Source organism: Xanthobacter autotrophicus (assembly GCF_030015065.1).
GTDB lineage: Bacteria > Pseudomonadota > Alphaproteobacteria > Rhizobiales > Xanthobacteraceae > Xanthobacter > Xanthobacter autotrophicus_D.
On sequence record NZ_JAIVFN010000071.1, the window covers coordinates 1 to 24959 of the forward strand.

The window sequence follows — 24959 nt, forward strand, 5'->3', positions numbered from 1 at the left end:
TTAAGTCGTCGGCAGCGTCAGTGTGTATAAGAGACAGGTGGGGGCCGGCATGGTCTCACCTCGAATGGTGGCCTGACGGTCGGCGGGAATGGGGACGATGGAAAGCTCCACGGGGCTCCAGCGGGTCGCGGTCTTCACGCGCCGGCCGCTTTCGGTGGTCTCTTTCCAATCGGAAACGATGTAGCCGACGGACACCCCACGGAGGTGGCCGTCGAGAATGTCCTGCACAACGGCCTCAACGTCGGCCCGCCGGGACAACTTGATGACGGCGCGGGCTTCTCGGTTCCCGCCGACCGTCCAGGCTTTCTGGACGGACCCGAGCACGTCATTCAAGTCGTCCCGGCGGTGCGCGTTCAGGACCGGCGCGCCGATGAAGGCGGTCCAGTCCTGATCCAGGGAGAGGCGCTCGACGAAGGCGCCGCGGGCGTCGAAACGCTCCACGTCGGCCCCGGTGGAGAAGGTCGCCTCAAGGGTGCGAGCGTCGGCGTTCCAGCTGGTGGCGGCCAGCGGCGCACGGCGGGTGATGAGCTCAGTGGGGGCGTTCATGTGTCGGAAGGCTCCCCGTGGGAGGCGAGGCGCTCGCAATAATCAGCGAACATGCGGGCCGCGACGGCGAGGCGGCGCAGCTCGTCGCACGAACAACGGATGGCGCGCGGCCGGGCGATGCGGAAGAAGGTGCTCCACTCGGCGGTGAGGAGGTCCTTCATGCCGCTTCCTCCGACGAGGCCGGCGCCGGCGTGCCGCCGAAGGTGAGGCCCAGGGCGGCGGCGTTCTCGTTGTCGGCAGCGATCTCCGCGTCGAGGGTTTCGAGGTCGTAGCCGCGGCCGGCCACGGCCTGGCGGCGGCTCATCAGGCCGTTCTGAATAGCCAGCACCTCGGCTTCGGCATCCTTGCTGGGGTCCGTCCACTCCTGGCGCGGCGTGATCCATCGCGCGGAAAGGAAGGGCTCCGGGTCGCGCTCGAAGCCGGGGGCGGCGAGCCGGCCGGAGAGGATTTCGGCGGTGACGAAGCGGCGCCAGACGGGGCGGCAGAGCTGGAACACCAGCACATTGTGCTGGAGCGCCTCCACGCGGCGGCGGAACGCCACCAGGCCGGCGCGGATGCTGGAATAGTTGGTGCCGGAGAGGTCGCCGGTCAGCGTCTCGTAGGGGAGGCCAAGGCCGGCGGCGATCTCGCGGGCGGAAATCTTGAGGAAGTCGATCACCTCCGCCCCCACTTTGGCGGGGTCGGAAAAGCGGATGTCCTGGCCGGGCGCCAGCACCTTCAGCGTCCCCGGCTCGAGCCCGCCTTCGAGGTTGCCGGCGCCGTCGCGCTCGCCTTCGAAGCCGCCGGCCGTGCCGTCGGGATCGATGACGAAGCCGGCGAGCAGCGCCGCCACTTTTTGGCGCATGAGCTGCGCATCCATCGCCCCATCGAGGTCGGCCAGCTTCAGCAGCACCGGGGCGAACCAGCTCACGCCGCGCACCTGGCCCGGCATGGTCGGGTTGAACACATGGCGCAGGTCCGCCGCCGGGATGCGAAGGGTGTCGAGCGAGGTGGCCAGCGGCAGGCCGGGGCGGTCGCGGAAGACGTGGAAGGCGACGCGCCGGCCGGCGGCGTCGGTCTCGATCCCGGCAATGATGCGGGCGCCGTTGCCGAGGTCGCGATGCATGGTGCCGTCCACCTGCTCGGCATCAAGGACGCGGATGCGCGGCGCGCCGTCTTCGCCGTGGGCGATGGCGGCAAAGGACTCACCGTCGATCACCATGCGCCGCGCGGCGAGGGCTTGGAGGGCGTAGGCGTCGCCGAGGCCGTCGGCGTCGGCCACGTCGGTCCAGCGCTCCCACGCTGCATTCAGCTGGGCACGCACGGCGGGTTCGGGATGAGCGGACTGCGGCTTGATGCCGGTGCCCACAAGGTTGGAAACCCAGGCGTCGGCGGCGCTGGCGGCGAGGGGATTATTGGCGACCAGGTGGCGGGCACGCTGGGCGAGGGTGCCGCGGGCGGCGAGCTGCGCCGCGAGCGGCGGCAGGGTCGGCCCAAAGCCGCGCCAGCGACGGCCGGCGCCCGCGCCTTCATAGGAGCGGGTGGCGGGCGGCGCGCCCACCACAGCGCGCCGCCCGCCGCCGGCCGCGGGGGCGGCGCGGCCGGTGAGGGAGGAAAAGATGGTGCGGAAATTCATTCGTCGCCCCCGGTTTCGGAGGCGCGAAGGGCTGCATCGATCTCAGCCGCAGTGCCGACCATCGCATCGAAGCCGAGGGCGTGGAGCGTACGGACGATCACCTGCTCCACATTGAGCACGACGGCCGCGGGCGGGATATCGAGGTCGGTGAGGCGGAACGGGCCGGAATCGTGGTGCAGATGGGACTGCCATTCCCCGCCGTTGGTGAGCACGACGATGGGGCGGCGGACCATGCCGACGGGACCCTTGAAGAACATCTCGCCGAAGCGGGCGACCTTTTGCGCGACATCGTGGAATACCGCCACCGGCACGCCAACGCGGCTGAGCTGGAACGCGACATGGATGATGACCGCGTCACGCAGGCTGAAGAGGCGCCACTTTCCCTTGGCGCGGGCGGTCTCCGCGCCAAGGTCGAGCTGGCCGCGGGTGAGCCAGTTGCGGATGGTCACCTCGGGCACGCCGAGGCCCTCGGTGATGGCGGAAAGAGTGAAGCGCGGCTCCACGTAAGGCTGGATGAGGGGCGCCGACTTGCGCTTGATCACCTCGACTTCCGCCATGCCGCGCAAGAAATCGTCGCGCTTATCCTCGGCGAGCGCAGCGGCGAAGGCACACGCCTCCGCGGTCATGAACGCATCGGGATTCTGAGCAAGGCGCTTGGCGAGCGCCTGCTCTTCGGGAGTCAGGATCGAGTGGGTTCCGCGCTTGGCCATGGATGAGGTTCCGGTTCCTCCCGACAGAATAGCAACTCGTCGAATTGAATTGCAAGTTTAATTCGTCGAATTGTTAGGGGAGATGGCATCCCGCCGCGCCGAGCACGACGGCCGCGCGTTGGCTGGGAACACCCGAGCGCGCGGCGGCGACGGCCACGGGGTCTTCCGGCCAGTTGTACTGAGGCCACCGATCCACGGCGTCCCGCCGGAAAGCCTCTATGTCGGGGATGGTGGGATAGAGCAGCACGTCACGCTCCACCAAGGCCTCACCCAGTTCGCGGGCCAGCCAGGCGCAGTAACGGGTCATGAGCTCCGGAGTGACCGGAACGGCAGCGGCCGTGGGCTGGCCGATGAGGGTGACGCCGCCACCAATCAGGGGCAGGGCGAGGAGGCCGCGCAGGAAGCCGCGACGGGCGGTGATGATTTCAGACATTGGTGGCCTCGGTTTGCGAAGGGATGCCCTTTGCAATCCCTCGGAAATTATTGTCGATGGCGGCGCCGGTTTGCTCTGCGAGGTCGCGCGCTATCCAGGCGAGAGCCGCTGCACGCTCCATGCTCTCGGACGCCGTTCGCCCGTCGATGAGCGTTTCAACGAGGATGTCGAGCAACTGGTACAGGTGCCAGACGTCAGAGTGGATATCGTTCAAGTCTACCCTCTTTGCGGGCATGGCGGCGGCGTTCCCCGCGGTGGCGGAGTTGGGCATGTCAGTTTCTCCAATGGTTGATCGTTCGTTATTTGGCCTTGGCGTCGTGCTGCTTGAGCAGTTCGTCCGCGATGGCGTCGCGGGCGCGCAGCATCGTGGCACGGGCCTGCGGGCTGGGAGGGGTTGGCACCCGGCGAGGTTCGGGCGCAGACCCGTCGTCTTCCATCTGGCGAACGGCCTCGGCGGAGGTTGTACGCTCCATGCGCTCGCGGATAGCGCGCACGATCTCGGAGTTCTGCGACGCGCCATTGCGGGCCGCCTCTGCGGCCAGCCAGGCTTTGAGGTCAGGCGGAAGGCGAAGCGGCAAGCGAGACCAATGTTCTTGGGAGGTCATGAGCAGTACCCCTTGGACTGCTCGAATGATGCCACATGGGCATCATGATATCAATAGGGCATTAATGCCCATATGGCATCATTTTCAGACTGCCCATTTGCCACTACGGTTTTCACATGAACGACACTCGAGATCAGAATAAGTTCGTTGTGCGCCTCCCGGAAGGAATGCGAGATCGCATCGCCGAGGCGGCAAAGGAAAATAATCGATCCATGAACTCAGAAATCATTACGAGACTGGAGCGATCATTTACACCTTCTTATACCTTTGAAGTAAAAGATACCTACACGTATTCGGAAGTCGAAAGACTATTTAATGGAATGAATAGCAGAATGGAGCGGCTGGAGGATTTGATTACTAAACTTCTTGATAAAAGATAAGCGGCATTCATATCGGCGCGCAAAATGATAAATCCACATATCAAGTTAGTTGAAAAGCTCGTATTGATGTCTTTTGTATTGACGTCAACTGGGCTTCTGTTCGTGTCGATTTATTTGACGATCAAATCATTTCAGTTTGCTGCATCGTGCGCACAAACGGCGAGCGGTCTATTTGCGATATCGGCACTTGTTCAACTTCATCTTGTGGATTTCTTTGAAAGGTCAGTGGAGCCATTCTTTGACGAAAGTGAATATCCGAATGGTCCACCTAGCGCCATTACTAGGCATTTAGTCGACAATCCTGACACTCCTGTATGGAATGAAATAAAAACGTTTATGTCATGGAATCCAAAGTTTGGATTATGTTTGGGCCTTTTAAGCGCGATCTCCGGCATTTGGAGTGCTTGGATCTAGATCGGCCAGCCAGTACTAATAATCCATCCACCGACTCTTGATAACACCCCTCCGCTCCGGCCGCGCCGGCTCCGTCACCTGCCGCATTTCACTCGTCCGCAGGTCGAAGTTCACATTCAGCACCTGGTGCGCCGCGAAGGCATAGACCACGCAGTCCAGCGCCTCGGCGCGCCGGCCGGGGATACGCTCGAACCGCCGCTGCGGCTGGCCACGGGCGTAACGCACCACCACCCGCTCCGAGGCGAGCTGTTCGTACCAGACGGCCGGGAGCGTCTGCGAGAAGCGCAGCGCCCGCCCGCGGGCGATTCGCGCCACCAGGTGGCTCTTGATGCCATCCACGCCGACGATCCACAGCCAGCCGCCCTTCTGCCGCCCCTTTGATTTCTCGATCCACGGCCGCTGCCCCGGCGCGCCCTTGATGGCGAGCACCTTCCGCGCCGCCCGCGGGAAGGCGAAGGCGTAGACGTGGGCCATGGTGGCGCCGTCCGACGAATCAAGCGCCGCCGCATCCACGCCCAGGCGCCCGCCGAGGGGATGCGGGAAGCGCTCCTTCAGCAGCCCGTCCAGCTCCGACCAGGTCTCGCTCTCCTCCGGCAGGCCCCACACCACGCGGTGCCCCAGGACACTCGCGGTGCCGTCGCGCGCCCAGCCCACGAACGTCACCTCGAGGCGATCCCGCTGCACGTCCACCCCGGCGGTGATGGCGAGCACCTCCGGCGGCAGGGCCTCCAGCGAGAAGGGCTCCGCCCGGGCGGCGAGGGCGTTCTCGTCGATCTCCTCGCCCGCCTCGCGCCAGCCCTCGCCGAGCACCGTGTTCACGAAGGTCTGGAGCAGGCCGGGGTCGTCCTTTGCCGCGAGAAACTCCGCTGCCAGCTTGCCCCAGGCGGCATTCGCCAGCGGCGAGACGAGGGCGTTGATGCGGAAGCCCGCATGGCCCTTCACCTCCGGCGCTGTGGCCCGCCAGCGGCCGGCGGCGACCATGGCCGGCTTCTGCCGCTCCTCGACGGCGCAGCCGCAGCCAGGGCAGCACCAGTGCGCCGCCTCCGGCTTCCCCTCCGGCCAATGGATGTCTGCCCAGCGCACCTCATGGAACTCGCCGCAATGGGGGCAGGGCACCTCGAACACGCGCCTGTCGGATCGGACATAGGCGCCGAGGACGTGGCTCGAGTCCTCGAAAATGGGCGTGCTCCCGACGATGATCTTGCGGTCGGGGAAGGACAGGGTGCGCTTCTCGGCGAGGGCGATGGGCGAGCCCTCGGCAGTCATCTCCATGCCGTCCGCCTCGTCGACGATGAGGATGCGCGTGTTGTGGGCGCGCAGGTTCCGCGGCGCCTTGGCGGCCACCACCTTCAGCGAACCGCCAGGGAAACGGCGGGACAGGAGGGTGTTCCGATCCGCCGCGCCCTGGTCGCCGGCGAGGGCGCCAGCGAGGCTGGGGGACGCCTCGAAGGTGGGCTCGACATTGCCGACGACGAACGTGCGGCAGTCGTCCTCGGTGGGGAGTACGAAGAGCACCGGCGCCGGTTCGTTCACGACGTGGGAGCCAAGCAGGCCGACGAGTAGCGTCGTGTAGCCGACGCGGGCCGACTTCACGACGGTGACGCGCTCGGTGCCGGGATCGGACATGGCGTCGGCGATGCCGCGCTGGAACGGGTAGAGGCGGATGGCGCCGGGAAGGGCCGACACGTCCGCCGGCAAGCGGATCTCCCGTTCGATCCAGTCCGACAGGGATAGGCGAGGCGGGGGCGCCAGCGAGCGCAGGGCGCTGGCGCGGACGGCCGCGAGGAGTTCACTTGCCATCGGCCATCTCCTCCAGCACGCGCCGCAGCTCGGCGTCGATGGCCTCGACCTCGGCGGCGGCGAGGCCGGGCAGGAGCTGGCGCAGCCGAGAGGGCACGGCGAGGATGCCGGCGCGCACCTGGCGCAGCACGCCCGCCCATTCCCGCTCCACCTCGGCGGCGGGCACCAGCTCGCGCCGGAGGGCGGCGTTCTTCAGGGCGGCATGGTCGGCCTGCTCCTTCACCAGCCGGAGCCGCTCGGCAGCGGCATCGGGCACGGCAGCGAAGGGCAGGGCGCCTTGGGCCGCCTGCGCCGCCGAGCGGGTCGGGCTGACGTTCCCCTGGATCCAGAGCTTGCCCCGCGCCACGTCGATCCGCCCATCCGCCTCCACCGGCAGGCCGGCGGCGATCATCTGCGAGACGCGGCCCGGCGAGACGTTCACGAGCCGCGCGAAGGCCACCTTCCGGACCTTGGTCGGCGCCTCGATGGTCTCTGATCCATGCATCTGCTGCATATCTAACCCATTGTCCCGATTGGTCTTTAGCTATGAAATTGACCTCAGCGCGCCAAATCTCGGGAGGCAGCGGCCCCGTGCGCCCCTGCTGGGGAAGGACCCAAGGGAATTGAGGCTGGGCATGTGGCCCGGTCGCCATACCGGTCCCTCCCGTTGGGTGCCGGAGGAAGCCGAGTGACGCACCTGAAGTCCGTCACTCGGTGCGTCACTATCCAACCCATTGAACCTAAAAGGTTAGTGACGCAGTGACAGACAGTGACGCAGATACGGATAAATAGGGATGTGCGCGCGCACGCATGGGGCTCATATGGAAAGTGCGTCAAAGTCCGTCACTCCGTCACTGCGTCACTCGCTGACAGCCGTTGGCACGTACCACCGCACGCCACCCGTCCCTCGCTTCCCCGGTGACCACCCCAGCCGTCCGAGGCATACCGTGATGCGGCGCTGATCGGAGGTGCCGATGCGCCCCGTTTCAATGAAGAGGGCATAGGTGGCGACCTCCGAGACCGTCGCGCGCTGCTTGCCGACCAACCAGCTACCGATGGGGCCTTCCCAGGCATCCGCCTCATAGCGTTCGTCCTGCTCGGGCTGGATGCACTCGCGCTCGAATTCGGCTTTCGGCCACCACGGTCGCCCTTCCCGATAGAGGTGGAGCGCTTCGGCGAGGAGCTGGTCGCGGTCGCGGGCGAGCGCGTCGGGATCGATCTTCCCGACCTTGACCGGCCAGTAGCGCCGGCCGCCCGTCTCATCCCGCAGGTACGTCGCCTTGTTCGTGGTGCCGATGAAGACGCATTGGCGCGGCAGTGTGATTTCCACGCGTCCGTAGGGAGGGCGGAAACGCTCCACTGGCCGGGTCAGGAACGCTTTGAGCGCTGCATCTTCGGCCCGGCTGATGGCGGACATCTCCGCGACTTCGATGAGCCACTTTCCCCGCAGGTGCAGGCTGGCATCCTTACCGCCAGACACATCCGGCATGCTGTCGGAGAACCACTCGCCACCGAGGATACGGCAGGCGGTGGACTTCATGGCGCCCTGTGGCCCCTCCAGGATCAGCACGTAGTCGGCCTTACACCCTGGCTCCATCACACGCGCGATCATTGAAATCATGAACTTCGAGCCAATGACGGCGGCGTAGCGGTTCTGCTCGCAACCGAGATAAGCATGAAGCCAATCGCTAAGGCGCGGATGGCCGTCCCAGTGCAGGCCGAGGAGGTAGGCTCGCACGGGGTGGAAGGACTCCTCGCGCGCCCGGGCGTTCACGGCGTCGTGGAGCGTGTCCTTCGCGAGCCGGGGCAGCCCCACAAGCTGCAGGTATTCCTGAAGCCCGATCAGGTCGGCGTCGGTGAGCTCGCGCGGCCGGAAATTGTCGTCCGGCAGCGCGTGAGGGTCGGCCGCGAGGGGGATAGGCGCGTTGAGCATCACGGCCGACGCCATTTCGTCGTAGCTCACGAGCCTGGCCAGCGCGTCGTCGCAGCGGAGGCCGTGGAGCGTGTTTGCAAGGTTCGAAAGCGGACGGCCCTTCTCGTCCAGCGTGCAGTCCAACAGCCAAGGGCGGGACGAATCGAAGTGCGCGCGGCGGCGCTTGGCGGCCGGAGCGGTCGCTTCGTTGAGCAGTTGAGCGATGCGGCGGTGGCCTTCGGTAACCTCCGTCATCGTGCGACCTCCAACCGACTGGCGAGCGCGAGCAAGCGGTCGGCGGCATCGTGCTTTTGGATGAGCATGGACTCAGGCGATGCCCCGCGCCCGCGGCCGATGCGGCGCACGTCGGACGCGATGGCGCGAGCCTCGGCAGCGAGGTTCGGTGCAACCGGGCCGCTGCAGAGGCGTTTGGCGGACTCTCTCTTCGGTTGGGTCAGATCGGCAAGGTCGGCCATTTCCCTCACTCTTCCGGTGGGACAGTCCCGCCGGAAAAGCTTTGCGGGTCAGAGGACGTTTTTTCGTCCCACTCGCCCGTAACCCCCTTGGAATGTGGTGCCACTTGGGGCTCGCCCCTGGGCACCATTCCTTCCCAAAATCGCGTTCGCGTAGAAGGATAAGCCCTATCAGGGTGTTGCGCCTGTCCGGCTGTAATGCACGGGTGTGCGACAGTGCTCTTTCGGCTGGTCCGCCCGATGAAGCGCAAGGGGACCTAGAACAGGCACTACGAGCGTCGCATTCCGAGCGACGCGCGACAGCTAGAGCGCGATCCGAGCAAATTGAATCAATTTGTTCGGTGAATCGCCCTCTAAACTCAAGAAAGAGCACGCGCCTCTCGATTCTGGTCGGTGACGAGTTTCGGTCCGTTACCATTTCGGGCCGGACCCAGTTGGTTCGTGTCTCGCTTCGGACAGCCGATCCTGCCGAGGTGAAGCGCAGGCTGGCGCAGGTCAATGAGTACCTTGAGCGGTTTTGGCAAAACCTCAGGGCTGACCAGCCGATTTCCCTCACGCACGAACAGCCCTGCACACGTCCTACCGATGAAGGCGCGCCCGGGACGACGCTCACGATGAAGACGCAACGCCGATGGCGTCAGTTGCCCAAGGCGATGGTCGGGGCTTGGGACAGGTCGTAGCGCGCGATGACGGGGGCGCCGGTGAGCTCGACGGCATCGGCTCTGGGCAGGCCCGGTCCGCACATGCGGCTGACGTTCTTCGGTTGGTCGTCGAAGCGCACGGGGACATGGTCGTAGGGGCGGGTCGTCCAGGCCAGGACGATCTGGTGGTCGCTCATCACGGCGCGCATGACGAAGATCTCCGGCTCCGGCCGTTTCACCTCGACGTGCCGCGCCTCGCGGACGATGTCGGCGGCCATGCGGAAGAAGCAGGCGGCCGGCTTGGGCCGGTCGTCGTGGAAGAACAGGCCGAAATTCTGCTCGATGTCCTGCCTGTTCGTGCCCTTGTCCTTCACCTCGTAGGCCCAGATGCCCTTCAGATAGGGCAGGGTGGCGGACAGCAGGACGAACTGCGCAAAATTGGCGGCGGATTGCTCAAGGCTGAGACCGCAGCGCGTCTGGGGGGTGGGCCAGCCGAACTCGGTGATGTAGAGAGGCACCTCGCGGCCACCGGTCAGGGGCATGAGGCTGGCTTCGAGCTGCTCGGTGCGTTCGATCATCTCGGTCGCGGTCCGCACCGGAGCGCAGTGATTGTAGAGATGGACGGAGAGGCCGTCGGCGCCTTCCAGCGCGCCCTCGCGGACGATGGCCTTGGTCCAGGCCCAGTCCGGATCGTCGCCCACAGCGCCCACGACCACCTTGGCCTGCGGATTGGCGGCCTTCGCCGCCTGTGTCGCGCGTCTCGCCAGCGGGGCGTAGTAGATGGCGGCGCGGGGGTCGGATGCATCCCCTTCGCCGGTCAGGCGCTTGCCCGGAAAGACGTGGCCCACCTTGAGGTTGAACTCGTTCCAGATCTCATAGATGGGCTGGTACGGCCTGGTGATCTCCACCACTTGCTTCACGAAGGCGGAATACTGGTCGATCTGCGCATCGGTGAAGGGGGCGCCCATGGGGGCGGGCTCCTGATCCGGCGGACCGAGGACCAGCAGGGGGCTGCGGCCCGCGACCGGCAGGAAGTTCATGATCCGGCGGCGCTCCACCATCTGCGGCGGCGCGTCCGGCGGGAAGCGGAAGGACGCCCACACAATGCCGTCGCGGTAGGAGTTGGCGCCCAGTTCGTCGAGCTGCTTGCGCACCAGGTCCGGTGACACGTACCCCATCGCGCGACGGGAGCCGAAGCTGGTCAGCACGCCGAGAACCGGAGGGTTGGGCGCCGCCGAGCGCGTGGCGGCGTCGGGCGCGGGAAACGTGACGGAGAATGCCGCCACGCTCCGCTGCATGCTGCCGGTGAGCACCGCGGTGAGAAGGACGGAACACAGTATGCCGAAGACGACGTGCCTGCCCATCCTCTCCCTCCTCTCGTGTGGGCGCGCCGCCGCTCAGGCCGCCTTGAGGCCGTAGACGTCGATCATGGCGTCCACCATGGGGTCGATGCCATACAAGGCGTGGGCGCGTTCCGAGCAGATCGCGGACATGCGCTGGCGCGTGGCCGGGTCAGTCAGCTTCAGGATCGCGGCGGCAAGGGCATCGACATCCTCGAACGGAACGATGAGGCCCGACTTGCCATCCTCGATCTGGTCGGCGGCGCCGCCGGCGGGGGTGCGGATCGGCACCAGGCCCGTGGCCATCGCCTCCACCACGCCGAGGGCGAAACCCTCGAAGCGGCTTGGCAGGACGAACGCATCGGAGGCCCAAAGGGCCTCGCGCACGTCACTCATGAAGCCGACGAACTGGAACGTGGCCTTGTCCGCCTCGTCCGCGAACGCCATGGCCTTGATCTCCTCCTCGCGCTCCTTGCCGCCGCCGCTGCCGACGAACAGGCACTTCATCTTGAGTTCCGGATGGGTCGAGCGGATCTGGCGGATCGCCTTGACGAGGAGGTCCTGCCCCTTCACCCAGGCGAGGCGCCCGGCGAGGATGCAGACGAAGTCGTCCGGAGCGAGGCCGAAGCGGGCGCGGGCGGCCTGCCGCTCGGCTTCGGTCGGCATGCGGAAATGGTCGAGGTTGGTGCCGCCCAGCACCTTCACCACCCGCTGCTTGAAATAGATCCGGTGGCTGCGCAGGAACTTGAGGGATTCTTCCGACAATACCACCAGCGCCTTGGGCGCGGCGACGTTGAGGAAGAATTCCTGGTGGGGCCCGAACTTCTTCTTGGAGTTGCGCAGCACGTCCTGAAGGCTGCCGAGCACCGACTGGTGATAGGTGCCCACCAGCGGCTTGCCGGTGAGGAGCGAGAGGATGCGCCCGAAGATCAGCATGCCGAGGCCGTGGGCGTGGATCACCGATATGTCGTTCTTGACGATGATGTCCTTCACCTTCCGGACGAGCGCCGGCGGGGGAAACTTCTTCATCTCCGGCAACACTGTCCACGTCTTGAGCGCGGCGTCGAGCATCTCGCGCTTGCCGAGGGACTTCTCGTCGTAGCGGACCTTGCCCGAAACCATGTGGACTTCGACACCACGGGCCTTCAGGCCGGACGCCAGCGTCTCGCAATAGGAGGCGATGCCGTCATTGCAATTGATCACCTCGACGAGGAACAGCACCTTTTGCCCGGCAGAGGCCTTGTCCAGATAAGTCATCGCGCGCGGACTCCCCCAAGTTGTGCGCCCGGCAGCACCTGCCCGGAAGGCCGGGGCGCGCTCATTTCCAACGGGCTCGGACGCGAGCGGCCGAGCACATGATCCAGATCGTTCAGGCCCCGCATCAGGGGCCGCGGGCCGCGCCTGCGCATCAGCCTTCTCCCGTGCCGGACGGCGTCGCCGTGCGGCCGCCGCCGCTGCGATAGGCGAAGCGCAGCAGGATGCCGGCCTTGATGGAGGTCACGATCAGCGCGGCGAGCAAGGCGGCGACGCCGACGCCCTCGAAGCCCATCAACCCTGTGGCGGCGAAGGTCACGCCCGCCGAGATGAAAACGGCGGCGAGGTTGATGGCGGCGTATTGGGTGTCCTTGCGCACGCTCATCAGGCCGATGTTCATCAGGTCGGAGACCGAGCGGATCGCGGAGGAGAGCAGCAGCATGATGAACACGCCGCGATGCTCGGCCAGATGGCCCATGCCCATGTAGTGGATGAGCAATTCGCAGGCGACGAAGATGCACGCGCCCAGCACCAGGGCGTAGCTCAGCACCTTGCCGAGCTGCTGGCGCATGGCCTTGCGCCAGTTGGCGACCACGCCCGTATTGTAGGCCTTGTAGAGCGTCGGCATCGCCACCTGGATGATGGCGGTGCCCACCAGGGTCTGGAGCGCGTTCGCGAGCGACCAGTAGAAGGTATAGAGGCCGGTCAGCTCCAGGCCGAGCATGAAGGAGACGATGTAGCGGTCCACATAGATGAAGCCGACGAGGCCCATGTCGCTGATGAAGATGAACCACGCGATGCGGATTCGCTCCTTCAGCCACTGGATTTGCAGCGGCGCGCGCATGGCCTCGGCGAGCGGCCAGGACCGCACGAACCAGAACAGCAGGGCGAAGAAGAGCACATAGCTGACCAGCCAGCCGAGCAGCACGAACTCGATGGAGCGCGTTTCCGGCACCAGCAGGCCGAGCACGATCACGAACGGCACCCAGGACGCGAGCCGGATGAAGACCAGGGTGTTGGCCTGCAGCGGCATCTCCAGCGCCACCAGGGAGAGATGCAGGTCGTTGGCATAGACCTCCAGCCAGACCAGCCCCGCAATGATGAGGTGGATCGGCGAGAGCGGGAAGCCGATGGCGAGCGCCACGATGAGGGCGATCACCATGAGGATCGCCGTCGTCACCGTCGAGGCGACGAGGCGCGTCTTCATCCGCGGGGCGGAGAAGGAGGGCGGCTGCCCCACCAGCTCGCGCTGATGGAAATAATTGAGCCCGAGGTTCGTCAGGGCCGGCGCGATGCCGATGGCGCCGAGCGCGAGGCCGTAGATGCCCGCTGCCTCCAGGCCCAGATACTTGATGATGTAGAAGGACAGAACGAAGCGGAACGCCAGGCTCGAGGCCCGCAGGCTCATGTTGGCGAGGCTGGACAGGTTTCTCTGAAGCAACTTCATGCGTGTTTCCGATCGGGCACCTTGGAGCGCAATCCTTTGGAGCGGCAGCCGCCTTGCGCCCGTCCGGGCGGGCAAAGCCTTTCCCGCGCCATGAGCGAAGCGGGCTTGGCCTCGTCGTTTTGCTCGACCTGCGGGAGGCGGGGGAGGGTGGGCGATTGCATCAGGAAGGTCATGGCAGGAGCGCCGCGCTGAGATTCACCGCGCCGCCGTCCAGGTCGATGACGACGGGCTCCGGCCCGATCCGGACGCGGCCCTCGCTCATCGGCCCCATGAGGTTGCACAGGGCTGCGGCGCGGCGCGGCTGGCCGCTCTGGAAGCGCAGTTCGCCCTTTACCTCCGCCCGGGTGGTCCAGGCGACCAGCCGGACCCCCGTCTGGGTCGCCGCATGCAGCACGAACAGGTCGCGGAACGGTCGCTCCAACCGGAACGCGCCGGCCGACTTGATCAGGCGGATCGCCTCCCGGACCGCGCAGGCGGCCGGCTTGGGCGCGTAGCTGTAGTCGTAGAGGCCGAAATTGTCCTCGATCTGGTCGGGGTCACGCCCCTGGTCCTTGAGCTGGTAGACCCAGGCGCCCTTGAGCCATGGGGTCGCCGCCGACCACAGCAGGAACTGGGCGATGTAGTCCGCCGCCGCCTGCCGGGAGATGACGCACGGCCGGCGCGCCGTGGGCCAGCCGAATTCGGTGATGTAGATGGGCACGTCCGCGCCGGCCTGTGCCTTGAGAGCGCTCTGGAGCGCGCTGACGCGGTCCGCCAGCTCGGTGGCATTGCGCGTGGTCACGTCCGGCTCGCAATGATTGTAGAGGTGGACGGAGAGGCCGTTGGCGCCTTTGAGCGCTCCGTCGCGCACCACGGCCTTGGTCCAGCCCCAGTCCGGGTCGCCGCCGGTCACGCCGGAAAGGATGCTGATCCCCGGATCCGCCGCCCGCAGCGCCGGGATGGTGGCGCGCGCCAGCGCAGCATAATGGACGGCGGCGCGCGGATCGCCGGGCGTGCCGGGGCCGATCAGCCAGGGCGGCCTGAGGCCGGGCGTGAGGTTCCACTCGTTCCAGATTTCGTAGATCGGGCCGAATGTCCTGGTGGCGGCTGCCGCGCGCACGGCGAAGTCGACGAAGGCGGCGCGGCCGGCCGGATCGGTCAGCGGCTTCTCGCCCCCTGGAGCGGCCGGATTCGAGTGGCCGAGAATGAGCAGGGGCCGCGCCTTCGTGAGCCTCATGAAGTCGAAAAGCCGGCGGGGCTGCGGACCGTTGGCCTGCGCCCCGGGCGCGTCGAAGGACGGCCAGGGCAGGTCGTCGCGGAAGGAATCGACGCCGAGGTCGCGGATCAGGGTGGCGGTGGTCTCGGGAGCATAATTGTATTCGCCGCCGATGCCGAAATGCACGCCGACGCCGGTGACGAGGGGATCAGGACGGGTGGGCATCTGGGCCCGGCTGAAGGTGAGGGCCTTCACCTCGGCGCCGCGGGCGGCCTCGGCGACAGCCGACAGAAGCAGGCCGGCGGCGAGCGCGAGGGTCGCGCCAGTCTTGAAGAAACGCTGCTCGATCATCGCGTCACCTCCGTCGCGTCGGAAACCCGTGTCGTCGAATGCGTCCTGATCCCTGCTGTCGCGTTCTTCTCCCCAGGCTGTTCTTCGGACAGCCTTCACGCGCGCGGCGCTTTCTTCCGGCGCCGGATCCGACCCGATTGAGCCAATCCCGTGCCGGCGAACCCGCCTCTCAACCCTGGAACGGGAATGCGTTGCCCGATCGGCGTGCGCGGCAAGCCGATCGACGCGTTCCCTAGTAGTACTCCTCGTACCACTCCACGAACCGGCGCACGCCCACCTCGATATCCGTGTCCGGCCTGAAGCCGGTGAGCGCGATGAGCAGATCGGGGGCGGCGAAGGTCCGCGGCACATCGCCCGGCTGCATGGGCAGCATCCTGCGGATGGCGGTCTTGCCGAGGCTCGCCTCGATGGTCTCGACGAAGCGGGTCAGTTCGACCGGATGACCGCCGCCGATATTGACCACGCGGAACGGGGCGACGTGGGACAGGGTGTCCGCGACGCCTTCCGTTTCGACGCGGTTCGCCTCGTCCGGCACCACGGCGATGAGGCGGACGATGCCTTCGATCAGGTCGTCCACATAGATGAAGTCGCGGCTCATCCGGCCTTCGCCGTAAATGTCGATGGGCCGGTCGTTGCGGATGCCGTCCACGAACTTGAACAGCGCCATGTCGGGCCGGCCCCACGGCCCGTACACGGTGAAGAAGCGGAAGGCTGTGGTGGGCACCCGGTAGAGGTGGGCGTAGCTGTGCGCCATCACCTCCGTCGCCTTCTTGGTGGCGGCGTAGATCGTCATGGGTTCGTCGGCCCTGTCGCTCTCGGCGAAGGGGATCTTCGCATTGGCGCCATAGACCGAGGAGGTGGAGGCGAGCAGCAGGTGCCGGGGTTTCAGCCGGGCCGCGAGCTCAAGGATGTTGAATGAGCCGACGATGTTGGATTCGATGTAGGAGCGCGGATTTTCGAGGCTGTAGCGAACGCCGGCCTGGGCCGCGAGATGGACGATGACGTCAGGTTCGGCGCTGTCGGCCGCATCGTCGAGCGCGTTCTTGTCCTCGAGCAGGCCGATCACCGCCCGGAAGCGATCCGAGCGTTCGAGGATGGCATGGCGCTTCTGTTTCAGCGCGACGTCATAATAATCCGTCATGCCGTCGAAGCCGACCACGGAATGGCCCTCCTCAAGGAGCCGCTTCGCAAGGTGGAACCCGACGAAGCCCGCAGTCCCAGTAACAAAGTACCGCATACTAATCCTTTGATGCGGGAAGCGGCACGCTCGAGCCTCTGGCGGGCCAGTTCGGCCTCTCTTACCGCATTGCACACAGGCCTGTCCATCGTCGAGACAGGGCGCTTGGACCGGCCCGGCGGACGCGGCGGGTGATGGCCATTCCACCGTGCGCCGTCATGGGTTCCCTGGCTTGCCAGAGGCGCCTCGCCGACACGCTCCAAAGGTTCAGGAGCGGGCCTCCAACATTTTGATTGCCTTGTTGAATTCCTCGATGCCGCAGATGATGTGGTAGAAGCTGCTGGCGGGCGCGGGCTCGATGCGATAGGTGCCGTCCGCCGCCATGCGGTCGCGCCACAGGCCGGGCGTTTCCACCGCGAAATAGCCCTGGAGTCCGCGCGCGCCTGCCGCCATGAGGGTCAGGTGATGCTGCAATGCCATATCGTCAGGCGCGGTCAAGGCAAGGGCGGCATGGCCCTTCATGCGCTCGGTCTGCGGCCACAGGCGCGCCGAGGCGTCCACGATCGAGCCGTCGTCGAGAAGCGTGTTGATGGCGACGTTGCGCGTTTCGTCCACGCCAAAGCGCTCGCCCAGGTCGGCGAGGCGGAAGGCCGCCGCGCGCGCGTCGGGCCGGTTGCGCGAGGTTCCCCAGCGGGTGAGCAGCCAGGCCCATTCGAACTGGTGGCCGGGCTCGCAGATGCGGCCTTCCTCGCCCGGCATGGGCGCCCAGTCGCCATCGAAGAACTCGCGCAGCCAGCCTTGTTCCGACTCCAGGAATTTCTCCAGGCACAGGCCGGCGATCTCGTCCGCGAGGCGGGACCACTCGGCATCTCCGCCGATCTCCTCCCAGGCGAGGCAGGCCTCGAACAGGTGCATGTGCGGGTTGGCCTTCAACGGCAGCGTCCGTGGGGCGCTCTCCTCGAAGCCGCGCGCGGGATGCTTGTAGGAGGCGACGAGCAGGTCGCGGATGGCCACGGCCCTGGCCTCGATGGCCGCGCGCTGGTCCGACACGGAGGCGGCCGCGGCACAGGCGAACAGGGCGAAGGCGTGGTCATAGAGATTGAAGGTGTCGTCCTTCGGAGTGCCATCCGCATGGATGACCATGCGCACGGTGCCGTCCGGCGTCATGGCCCGGGCGAAGAAATAGTCGATGCCGTCGTCCACGGCCTGCTTCCAGGGCCCCTGCCAGCCCAGGCGCCCCGCCAGGGCGAAGCAGAAGACCTGTCGCGCGATGACGCGGGTGCGCCGGTCGAAAGGCTCGATTTCCAATGCAAGCCCGAGCTTCTCGTGGAACCCGCCGTTCACGCGGTCGATGCCGTGGACGTGCCACACGGGCAAGGCGGTATTCAGAAGCCAGTCCATCAGCGCGCTGCTCAGCGCCGAGGCTTCGCGAAGGGCGGGTGACGTGGTCATGGGGCACCTGTCGGGAGCGTCAGGGAGATGAGGGCGGTGGACGGCAACCGCCGAATCCGCCGCAGGCTGGACCAGAGGGGAGGCAAGAGGAGCGGCGCGGGCGCCGCGACTTCTCGTGCGTAATCGACACCATCGGATCGGGCAATGCTGCATTGCGGCGCAGCATCGTCGCCATGGGCCGCAAACCTGTCCCATGCCGGAGCGCGAGAGCCGGCCGGGCCGAGGTGAAGGCGCTAGGGACTTTGCTCAAGGCACGCACCCACCGCCCGATAATGAACTGTAATTCAAAGATTAAGCTAGGCTGGGGCACCATTCGGCGCTGCCATCGCGGGGCGTGCCGGGGGAGATGGCACTGCTCCCACATCGCTGTAACCCCGTGGCCGTTTCCCACTTTCAGGATTTGCCGCAACGCAGTATATCGCTTGGGGGATCGGTGGTCCGCGGCCGGGCGTTCCTGCGCGCGAAGCGCGTTTGCAGGGCGGTCGGCGCGGACACAAGCAGAGGCTGGACCTGATGGCTTCCGAAACGCCGCTTCAGAAGGTGAAGGCCGATCTCGAGCGCTATGCCGCCTCCGAGGGCAAGGGCGTCAGTTTCCTCCTTGCCCTGCGCATGTTCCTGGTGACGCCGGGCTTCCAGTTCGTATTCTCGCGCCGGCTCCAGGAGATGGCGGTGCGGATCCCGGTGATCGGGCGTCCCCTGCGCCGGGTCATCTGGTGGGCGAGCTGCCTCGTCTTCGGGTCGGAGATCGCCATGGCCGCCGAGGTCGGTGGCGGGCTCTACGTGCCGCACCCATACGGCATCGTCGTCGGCTCGGCGCGGATCGGGCACAACATGCACCTGCTGCAGAACGTGACCATCGGCCGCAAGAGCCGGGAGGAGCCGGGTGACCCGGTGTTCGGCGACGACGTGACCGTCTCGGCGGGGGCGGTTTTGCTCGGTTCCATCACCATCGGCGACGGCGCGGTCATCGGCGCCAATTCCGTCGTGCTGAAGGACGTGCCCGCGCATGCCATTGCCATCGGCATTCCGGCGCGGATCATCCCGGCGGCGGCGCCAAAGGCCGCGGCCGGCGCCGACCCGCTCACTGCCCCGGCCCTCTGACCAGGCGCGCGGGCCGGGCCATGCGCATCGCTCTTTTCAATGCCCTCTATCCGACGCCGCTCCAGCCGAAGATCTTCGGCGGCGCCGAGGTGCTGGTGCGCCAGATCGCGGAGCGACTGGCAGCGCAGGGCGACGAGGTTGTGGCGGTGCGGATCGCCCTCGACGGGCGTCGCCGGACCGAGGAGGCCAATGGCGTACGGGTGGAATTCGTGCCGCTGCGCAACCTGTTCACCCCGTTCGGCCCGAAACACAACGCGCTGGCCCATCTCGCCTGGCACGTGGTCGACGACTGGTTCGTCGCCCACCCGGAAATTGCTGTCATCCTTGATGAGTTCCGGCCGCAGATCGTGCATTCCCACACCCTCAACGGCCTGAATGCCTACCTCTGGCAGCTGGCGCGGGACCGGGGCATTCCCGTGGTGCATACGCTGCACGATTACTATCTCGTCTGTCCCCGCTGCTCGCGCTTCAAGGGGGAGACCTCGTGCACGAAGACCTGCGGCAGCTGCGCAGCCCTCACCATGGGGCGCCGACGCCGCAGCGCGTTGGTCAATGCGGTGGTGGGCGTCAGCCAGCGGACCCTCGACATTCACGTCAACGAAGGGCTGTTCGCCACTGCGGCGCGCCACGTCATCCGCAATGTGCCGAACCCCGATATCGGGCTGGCGCCGCTCGATCTTCCAGGACGGCCGTTGCACGTCGGCTATCTCGGCCGCTTCTCGCCGGAAAAGGGCGTGCGCCTGCTGGCCGAGGCCGCAGGGCGGCTCGAGCCGGGCACGGTGAAGCTGGTGCTTGCCGGCCATGTCAGCGACGAGGAACGCGCGGTGCTGGCCGCGCTCGCGCCCCAGACTGAGCTGGATTTCGTGGGCTTCGTGGCACCGAACGATTTCTACGCCAAGGTGGACGTGGCCGCTGTGCCCTCGATCTGGGAAGAGCCGGGCGCCCTGGTTCTGCTCGATGCGCTCGCCGCCGGCCGCCCGGTCCTGGCGACGGCGTTCGGCGGCCTGCCGGAGATGTTCGAGGACGGCGTCACCGGCTGGACTGTCGCGCCGGATGCCGAGAGCCTTGCCACGGCGATCCGCCGGCTCGTGGCCGCGCCTGCCCTGGTCCTTGATGCGCACGAGCGCCTGAAAGGGCGGCGTTCCCGCACGCTCGACGATGTCGTTACCGGCTACTCGGACATCTATCGCGGCCTTGCCCAGGGCACGGCCTGAGCAGGGTCTCTCCGTAGTCGATCCTTCGAGAAGACCGGGCGGGGAAGGCGATCCGGGGCGCCCCGCCTCAGCGCGGCTTCAGCCACGACATGAGGAAGTTCTCTTCCTTCGGCGCGTTGTCGAGCTGGGCGACCACGACCATCTTCTTCACTTCGCCCCGCTTGAAGGCGGCAAGGAACTTCTCGTAGTCCTTGAAGGAGACGCAGCCGTTGGAATCCCCGCGCGGGCCGAGCAGGTAGGTATGGGCGAGGATGCCGGCGCGGCCGTACATCTTGCCCGTGCCGATGGGGTTGAGACGAACCGCCTCCACGCCATGGAACAGGGATTCCCGCATGGTCAGGGAATAGGTGTTGGGCGGCGTCGGGCCCACCATCCGCTTCGAGACGTGGCGCGGATCGTCGAACATGTCGCCGTAGCCCGAATGGGCCTCCAGCCGTTCGCCGTTGGGCATGTAAACGGTCTTGCCCTTGATGTCATAGAGCGCATAGCCCGAGCCGGGCGTGGGCAGAGCTACCTCACCCTCGGAGGCGGGCGGCGTGTCGGAGGCGGCGGGCGGCGCGACCGGTGAGGGCGTGTCGGCGAGCGGCGCGGACGGGTCGGGCAGGGAGGCGTAGGCGAGGCGCTGCTCGCGGACCAGTGGGTTGCGCTGGGGCAGCGGAGCGGTGCTCTGGTCCATCTGCTGGAGGGCGCGGATGCCGTCTCCGGCAGCGAGCTGGTTGCGGTTGCCGAGGGGGTTGGCCATGGGCAGCGGCACGCTGCGCGCGAGCTGCTGCGTCGGCGCCCGCGCGGATGCCTGCTGCGTGCCGGGCAGCGCGGCGAAAGGCGCGCCTTCGATGGCGAGACTGGTCAGGTAGATGCGGTCGGGCTCAAGCTCAAGCGCACCGGACGAGATGACAAGGGAGATCTCGGTCACGGTGGTTCCGGCGGCGGCGAGGGAGAGATCGCGGGCCGGGCGTTCCACTGCCTGCGGCTCGGAGACACCAAAGGCGAACGACCCCTGGGTCACCCAGAGGGCGCCGGCCGCCACAAGCAGCCCGGCGGCGATGCCGGTGCCAATACCGACGAGGGTCGCGTGCCCCGATCCGCTGCGCGGACGGCCCTCCGGACCCAGCGGGTCGAAGGGGGCGTCCTCGTCCGGTGTCCAGCTCGTATGCCTCATGGTCCCCGCTATCAGCGTTGCCGGTCGGTGCCGGCTCTCATTCCTCATGACAGGGTCCCACGGTGCTGGTGCGACGAACGGTCTTGCATCGCACAAACCTCGTCCGGGGCGAACAAGCCCACCCCGATTCGCCGGCTTCGTGAATGCTCGACCCGGGAACCCCCCGGCCATCGCCAGCCCCGCAAACCTGCCTAGACTCGGTAACTTTTCCCTTTACGCCCTTCGCTACACCAGATCACGAAGGCGAGAACAAGGCCGCCTTCGGGGAACTTTAGCAATCCATGGCCGGATTGGCGAGACCGGGATATTCCCCAGCGTCATGTCGTGACGCGTCATGCGCGGGGCCGATTCCGCTTCTGCCCGTGGCGCAATCCTCCCGTGGCCGGTGCGCGTCCGGCGCGGGCCTCAGGCGAATTTCGCCGCATAGTCCTCGGGCTTGAAGCCCACGAGCAGGTCGCGTCCCGTCTCCAGCACCGGGCGCTTGATCATGGACGGCTTCTCCAGCATGAGCCCGATGGCCTTCGCCTCGTCGAGCCCCTCCTTGTCGGCGTCGGGGAGCTTGCGGAAGGTGGTGCCGGCGCGGTTGAGCAGCTTTTCCCAGCCCACCTTCTTCACCCAGCCTTCCAGCTTCTTCCGCTCGATTCCGGCGGCCTTGTAGTCGTGGAAGGCGTAATCGACGCCGTGCGCCTCAAGCCAGCTCCGGGCCTTCTTCATGGTCTCGCACGCCTTGATTCCGTAAATCGTGGTCGTCATCGCAATGCCCCGTGCCGAAAGCGCGGACTTTACCGCAGCCGGACGCGGCGCGGTACCGTGGGCCTCAGGTCCGGCGCGAACTGCGCAAGCGGTGTAAAGTCGCGGCAGGAAACGCGGCAGGAAATGCAACAAGAATGCGGGAGGGGACCTTGATTGCCATCATCTTCGAGGTCTGGCCGGCGGAAGGCCAGAAGGAGACCTATCTCGACCTTGCGGCTCGGCTGCGTGTCGATTTGGAGAAGATGGACGGATTCATTTCCGTGGAGCGCTTCGAGAGCATCACCGAGCCGGGCAAGATGCTGTCCCTGTCCATCTGGCGAGATGAGGAGGCGGTGAAGGCCTGGCGCAACCTTCCCATCCATCGCAAGGCGCAGGCGGCCGGGCGGGCCGGCATCTTCCGGGACTACCGCCTGCGCGTTGCCGCCGTGCTGCGCGACTACGGCTTCGATGACCGCAACGCGGCGCCCGAGGACAGCCACGCCGCGTTCCAGTCCCGTACAAGCGCCGACCCCGCCTTCTAAGGGCCGCTGGCCCGGCTGCTTCCACACGAGCAGGGGCGCCGGGTGTCCAGCCGTTTCAAGGCGGCTGCTTCACCTCATCTCCGGCGGCCAGGCGAGGCCCGAGCGGGCTTCGCCCTCATCGGGTGCCGCGGCGGCGCGGGCCTGTTCGTCGCTGAGTCCGATCTCGCGCAGCACCTCGGTGGTGCGGTCGGACAGATCCAGCGGCCGCGCCTCGGCCGGCGTGCGGGAGAGGCGCGGCACGGCGGGCACGCGGCTCGGCCCGCATCCGGGGTGGCGCGCGACGACGTGGGGATCGCGCCACACCTCGTCGGGCGCCAGGACCGGAGCGACGCAGGCGTCGGTGCCGGCGAACAGGGCGGTCCAGTGGTCGCGCGGCGCGCCGGCGAAGGTTTCCGTCAGCTGGCGCTCGATCTGAGGCCACAGGTCGCGACGCATGTGGTCCGGCGGCTCGCCGAGGCCAAGGGTGCGCCACAGGGTCTCGAAGAAGCCGCGCTCCAGCGCGCCGACCGCGATGAAGCCACCGTCGGCACAGGCATAGGTGCGGTAGAAGGGAGCCCCGCCGCCCAGCAGCCCGTCGCCGCGCTCGGGCCAATGGGGGGTCTTCCACAGGGGCAGGTGCATGGCCATGAGGGAGAGCGCGCCGTCCATCATGGCGGCGTCGATGAACTGGCCGCGACCGGACGCCCTGGCCTCGATCACCGCCGCGAGGATGCCGATGGCGGCGATCAGGCTGCCGCCGGCGAAATCCGCGACGAGATTCAGCGGCGCCTCGGGTGGCGCGTCCCTTGGGCCGAGGCCGCCGAGCACGCCGGACAAAGCGAGATAGGTGATGTCGTGGCCAGCTTCCCTGGCACGCGGGCCGTCCTGGCCGAAGCCGGTGAGCGCGCAATAGACGAGGCGGGGATTGAGCGCCGACAACTCGGCATAGCCCGCGCCGATGCGCTCGGCCACGCCGGGACGGAAGCCCTCCACCAGCACGTCCGCCGTCTTCACCAGCGCATGGAGCGCGGCGCGGCCTTCCGGGGCCTTGAGGTTGAGGGCCACGTGGCGCTTGCCGCGGGAGAATTCCGCGATGGCCGCTCCGGCGCGCCCGCCGCCCACCACGATCACCTCGGCGCCGAGGTCGGCCAGCAGCATGGTGCAGTAGGGGCCGGGCGCGAGACGGGACAGGTCGATGACGCGCACCCCCGCCAGCGGGCCGCGCAGGGCAGGGCGAGCGGAAGGGGAGGGCTCGGCTTCCGCCATCACAGCCCCCGCGCGATGACGATGCGCTGCACGTCGCTGGTGCCCTCATAGATCTGGCACACCCGCACGTCGCGATAGATGCGCTCCACCGGGAAGTCGGCGAGATAGCCGTAGCCGCCGTGGATCTGGATGGCGGCGGAGCACACCTGCTCGGCCATCTCCGAGGCGAACAGCTTGGCCATGGAGGCTTCGGTGAGGCAGGGCTGGCCCGCCTCGCGCAGCGCCGCCGCGTGCAGCACCATGTGCCGCGCCGCCGCGATGCGGGTCGCCATGTCGGCGAGGCGGAAGGCCACCGCCTGGTGCTCCGCGATGGGCTTGCCGAAGGTGACCCGCTCGCGGGCATAGGCCTTCGCCGCCTCGAACGCCGCGCGCGCCATGCCCACGCACTGGGCGGCGATGCCGATGCGCCCGCCCTCCAGGTTGGAGAGCGCGATCTTGAGCCCTTCGCCCTCGGCGCCCAGGCGCAAATCGGCGGGAATGCGCATGTCGTTGAAGGCGAGCTGGCAGGTATCGGAGGAATGCTGGCCCAGCTTGTCCTCCACCCGCACCACCTCGTAGCCGGGGGTATCGGTGGGCACGATGAAGGCCGAGATGCCCTTCTTGCCCGCGTCCGGGTCGGTCACGGCGAAGACGATGACGAGATTGCCGTTCTTGCCCGAGGTGATGAACTGCTTGGCGCCGGAGAGGACGTAATGGTCGCCGTCGCGCCGGGCGCGGGTCTTGAGGTTGGCGGCGTCGGAGCCCGCCTGCGGCTCGGTGAGGGCGAAGCCGCCGATCCATTCGCCGGAGGCGAGGCGGGGCAGGAAGCGCCGCTTCTGATCCTCGCTGCCGAACTTCACGATGGGCATGCAGCCCACGGAGGAATGCACCGCCACGATGGTGGAGCAGGCCCCGTCCGCCGCCGCGATCTCCTCCAAGGCGAGGGCATAGGAGACGAGATCCGTCGCCGCGCCGCCCAGGGCCTCCGGCACCAGCATGCCGAGGAAGCCGAGGGCGCCCATTTCGCTCAGCTCTTCGCGGGGGAAGCGGTGCTCCCGGTCGCGGACGGCGGCGCCGGGGGCGAGGCGCTCCTGCGCGAAGGCCCGCACCGCGTCACGGATCTCGGCCTGGGTCTCGGTGAGGATCATGGGCGTGTTTCCTCCGGAGTGTTGTTTTATGGATGATGCCCCCTCTCCCCGCCTGTGGGAGAGGGGGCTGGATTGCGCGGGGGGAGGGCACCGTCTGCACCGGTGAGAGCGGTGG

Annotated in this window: 24 protein-coding genes; 4 read left to right on the plus strand and 20 right to left on the minus strand. The window is 67.3% G+C overall.

All coding sequences use genetic code 11. The features are described from left to right. Positions 1-542 precede the first annotated feature (542 nt). The 6 genes from K9U40_RS14645 to K9U40_RS14670 all read right to left on the minus strand — a co-directional run bounded on the left by K9U40_RS14645 (position 543) and on the right by K9U40_RS14670 (position 3909). Complete coding sequence (locus tag K9U40_RS14645; RefSeq protein WP_282890893.1) at positions 543-707, minus strand: hypothetical protein; 165 nt, start codon at positions 705-707, stop codon at positions 543-545. After that, a complete protein-coding gene (locus K9U40_RS14650) occupies positions 704-2161 on the minus strand; it encodes a phage portal protein (RefSeq protein WP_282890894.1) in 1458 nt (485 codons plus the stop codon). The genes K9U40_RS14645 and K9U40_RS14650 overlap by 4 nt, the downstream gene beginning before the upstream one ends. Next, on the minus strand, positions 2158-2871 hold the full coding sequence (locus K9U40_RS14655) for a hypothetical protein (RefSeq protein ID WP_282890895.1): 714 nt from the start codon (positions 2869-2871) through the stop codon (positions 2158-2160). Before K9U40_RS14655 ends, K9U40_RS14650 begins: the two co-directional genes overlap by 4 nt. A gap of 73 nt (positions 2872-2944) precedes the next feature. Further along, positions 2945-3304, minus strand: a complete 360-nt coding sequence (locus tag K9U40_RS14660; RefSeq protein WP_282890896.1) for a hypothetical protein — start codon at positions 3302-3304, stop codon at positions 2945-2947. Next, positions 3297-3518: a hypothetical protein gene (locus K9U40_RS14665; RefSeq protein ID WP_282890897.1), complete on the minus strand. Its 222-nt coding sequence runs from the start codon at positions 3516-3518 to the stop codon at positions 3297-3299. The genes K9U40_RS14660 and K9U40_RS14665 overlap by 8 nt, the downstream gene beginning before the upstream one ends. Positions 3519-3603: 85 nt before the next feature. Beyond that, complete coding sequence (locus K9U40_RS14670; RefSeq protein WP_282890898.1) at positions 3604-3909, minus strand: hypothetical protein; 306 nt, start codon at positions 3907-3909, stop codon at positions 3604-3606. Positions 3910-4025: 116 nt separating this feature from the next. Between K9U40_RS14670 and K9U40_RS14675 the strand changes: the two genes are divergently transcribed. Then, positions 4026-4289: an Arc family DNA-binding protein gene (locus K9U40_RS14675; RefSeq protein ID WP_282890899.1), complete on the plus strand. Its 264-nt coding sequence runs from the start codon at positions 4026-4028 to the stop codon at positions 4287-4289. 429 nt (positions 4290-4718) lie between these two features. Here the strand turns inward: K9U40_RS14675 and K9U40_RS14680 are convergent, their stop codons facing one another. The 10 genes from K9U40_RS14680 to K9U40_RS14725 form a co-directional block, all read right to left on the minus strand. Beyond that, on the minus strand, positions 4719-6503 hold the full coding sequence (locus K9U40_RS14680; RefSeq protein WP_282890900.1) for a phage terminase large subunit family protein: 1785 nt from the start codon (positions 6501-6503) through the stop codon (positions 4719-4721). Further along, entirely contained in the window at positions 6493-6987 is a 495-nt protein-coding gene (locus K9U40_RS14685; RefSeq protein WP_282890901.1) for a DNA packaging protein, read from the minus strand. The genes K9U40_RS14680 and K9U40_RS14685 overlap by 11 nt, the downstream gene beginning before the upstream one ends. A 354-nt stretch (positions 6988-7341) precedes the next feature. After that, on the minus strand, positions 7342-8649 hold the full coding sequence (locus K9U40_RS14690) for a virulence-associated E family protein (RefSeq protein WP_282890902.1): 1308 nt from the start codon (positions 8647-8649) through the stop codon (positions 7342-7344). Further along, positions 8646-8870, minus strand: coding sequence for a hypothetical protein (locus K9U40_RS14695; protein WP_282890903.1), 225 nt, complete (start codon positions 8868-8870; stop codon positions 8646-8648). Before K9U40_RS14695 ends, K9U40_RS14690 begins: the two co-directional genes overlap by 4 nt. Positions 8871-9504: 634 nt before the next feature. After that, positions 9505-10872 (minus strand): hypothetical protein, encoded by a 1368-nt coding sequence (locus tag K9U40_RS14700; protein WP_282890904.1) that lies wholly within the window; start codon positions 10870-10872, stop codon positions 9505-9507. Between the two features lie 33 nt (positions 10873-10905). Continuing rightward, complete coding sequence (locus tag K9U40_RS14705) at positions 10906-12105, minus strand: glycosyltransferase family 4 protein (RefSeq protein WP_282890905.1); 1200 nt, start codon at positions 12103-12105, stop codon at positions 10906-10908. 151 nt (positions 12106-12256) lie between these two features. Next, positions 12257-13549 carry a lipopolysaccharide biosynthesis protein gene (locus tag K9U40_RS14710; protein WP_282890906.1) on the minus strand — a complete coding sequence of 431 codons (1293 nt, stop codon included), beginning with the start codon at positions 13547-13549 and terminating at the stop codon, positions 12257-12259. A 169-nt stretch (positions 13550-13718) separates the two neighbouring features. After that, positions 13719-15095, minus strand: coding sequence for a hypothetical protein (locus tag K9U40_RS14715; RefSeq protein ID WP_282890907.1), 1377 nt, complete (start codon positions 15093-15095; stop codon positions 13719-13721). Between the two features lie 232 nt (positions 15096-15327). Further along, positions 15328-16332 carry an NAD-dependent epimerase/dehydratase family protein gene (locus tag K9U40_RS14720; protein WP_282890908.1) on the minus strand — a complete coding sequence of 335 codons (1005 nt, stop codon included), beginning with the start codon at positions 16330-16332 and terminating at the stop codon, positions 15328-15330. A 207-nt stretch (positions 16333-16539) separates the two neighbouring features. After that, on the minus strand, positions 16540-17724 hold the full coding sequence (locus tag K9U40_RS14725) for an AGE family epimerase/isomerase (RefSeq protein WP_282890909.1): 1185 nt from the start codon (positions 17722-17724) through the stop codon (positions 16540-16542). A 513-nt stretch (positions 17725-18237) separates the two neighbouring features. Here K9U40_RS14725 and epsC point away from each other — a divergent pair. Together epsC and K9U40_RS14735 are read left to right on the plus strand one after the other, a co-directional pair. Then, complete coding sequence (gene epsC, locus K9U40_RS14730) at positions 18238-18825, plus strand: serine O-acetyltransferase EpsC (RefSeq protein ID WP_282890910.1); 588 nt, start codon at positions 18238-18240, stop codon at positions 18823-18825. 20 nt (positions 18826-18845) lie between these two features. Then, positions 18846-20039, plus strand: coding sequence for a glycosyltransferase family 4 protein (locus tag K9U40_RS14735; RefSeq protein WP_282890911.1), 1194 nt, complete (start codon positions 18846-18848; stop codon positions 20037-20039). A 67-nt stretch (positions 20040-20106) separates the two neighbouring features. Here K9U40_RS14735 and K9U40_RS14740 read toward each other — a convergent pair whose 3' ends face one another. Then, positions 20107-21198, minus strand: a complete 1092-nt coding sequence (locus K9U40_RS14740) for a tlde1 domain-containing protein (RefSeq protein ID WP_282890912.1) — start codon at positions 21196-21198, stop codon at positions 20107-20109. 405 nt (positions 21199-21603) lie between these two features. After that, positions 21604-21951 (minus strand): ArsC family reductase, encoded by a 348-nt coding sequence (locus K9U40_RS14745; protein WP_282890913.1) that lies wholly within the window; start codon positions 21949-21951, stop codon positions 21604-21606. A gap of 149 nt (positions 21952-22100) precedes the next feature. On the opposite strand from K9U40_RS14745, the gene K9U40_RS14750 reads away from it, so the two are divergent. Continuing rightward, positions 22101-22472 (plus strand): antibiotic biosynthesis monooxygenase family protein, encoded by a 372-nt coding sequence (locus tag K9U40_RS14750; protein WP_282890914.1) that lies wholly within the window; start codon positions 22101-22103, stop codon positions 22470-22472. 69 nt (positions 22473-22541) lie between these two features. Here K9U40_RS14750 and K9U40_RS14755 read toward each other — a convergent pair whose 3' ends face one another. Beyond that, the gene (locus K9U40_RS14755; protein ID WP_282890915.1) at positions 22542-23717 is read right to left on the minus strand and encodes a CaiB/BaiF CoA transferase family protein; all 1176 of its coding nucleotides are present in this window, start codon (positions 23715-23717) and stop codon (positions 22542-22544) included. Beyond that, positions 23717-24844: an acyl-CoA dehydrogenase family protein gene (locus K9U40_RS14760; protein WP_282890916.1), complete on the minus strand. Its 1128-nt coding sequence runs from the start codon at positions 24842-24844 to the stop codon at positions 23717-23719. The genes K9U40_RS14755 and K9U40_RS14760 overlap by 1 nt, the downstream gene beginning before the upstream one ends. Positions 24845-24959 lie beyond the last annotated feature (115 nt).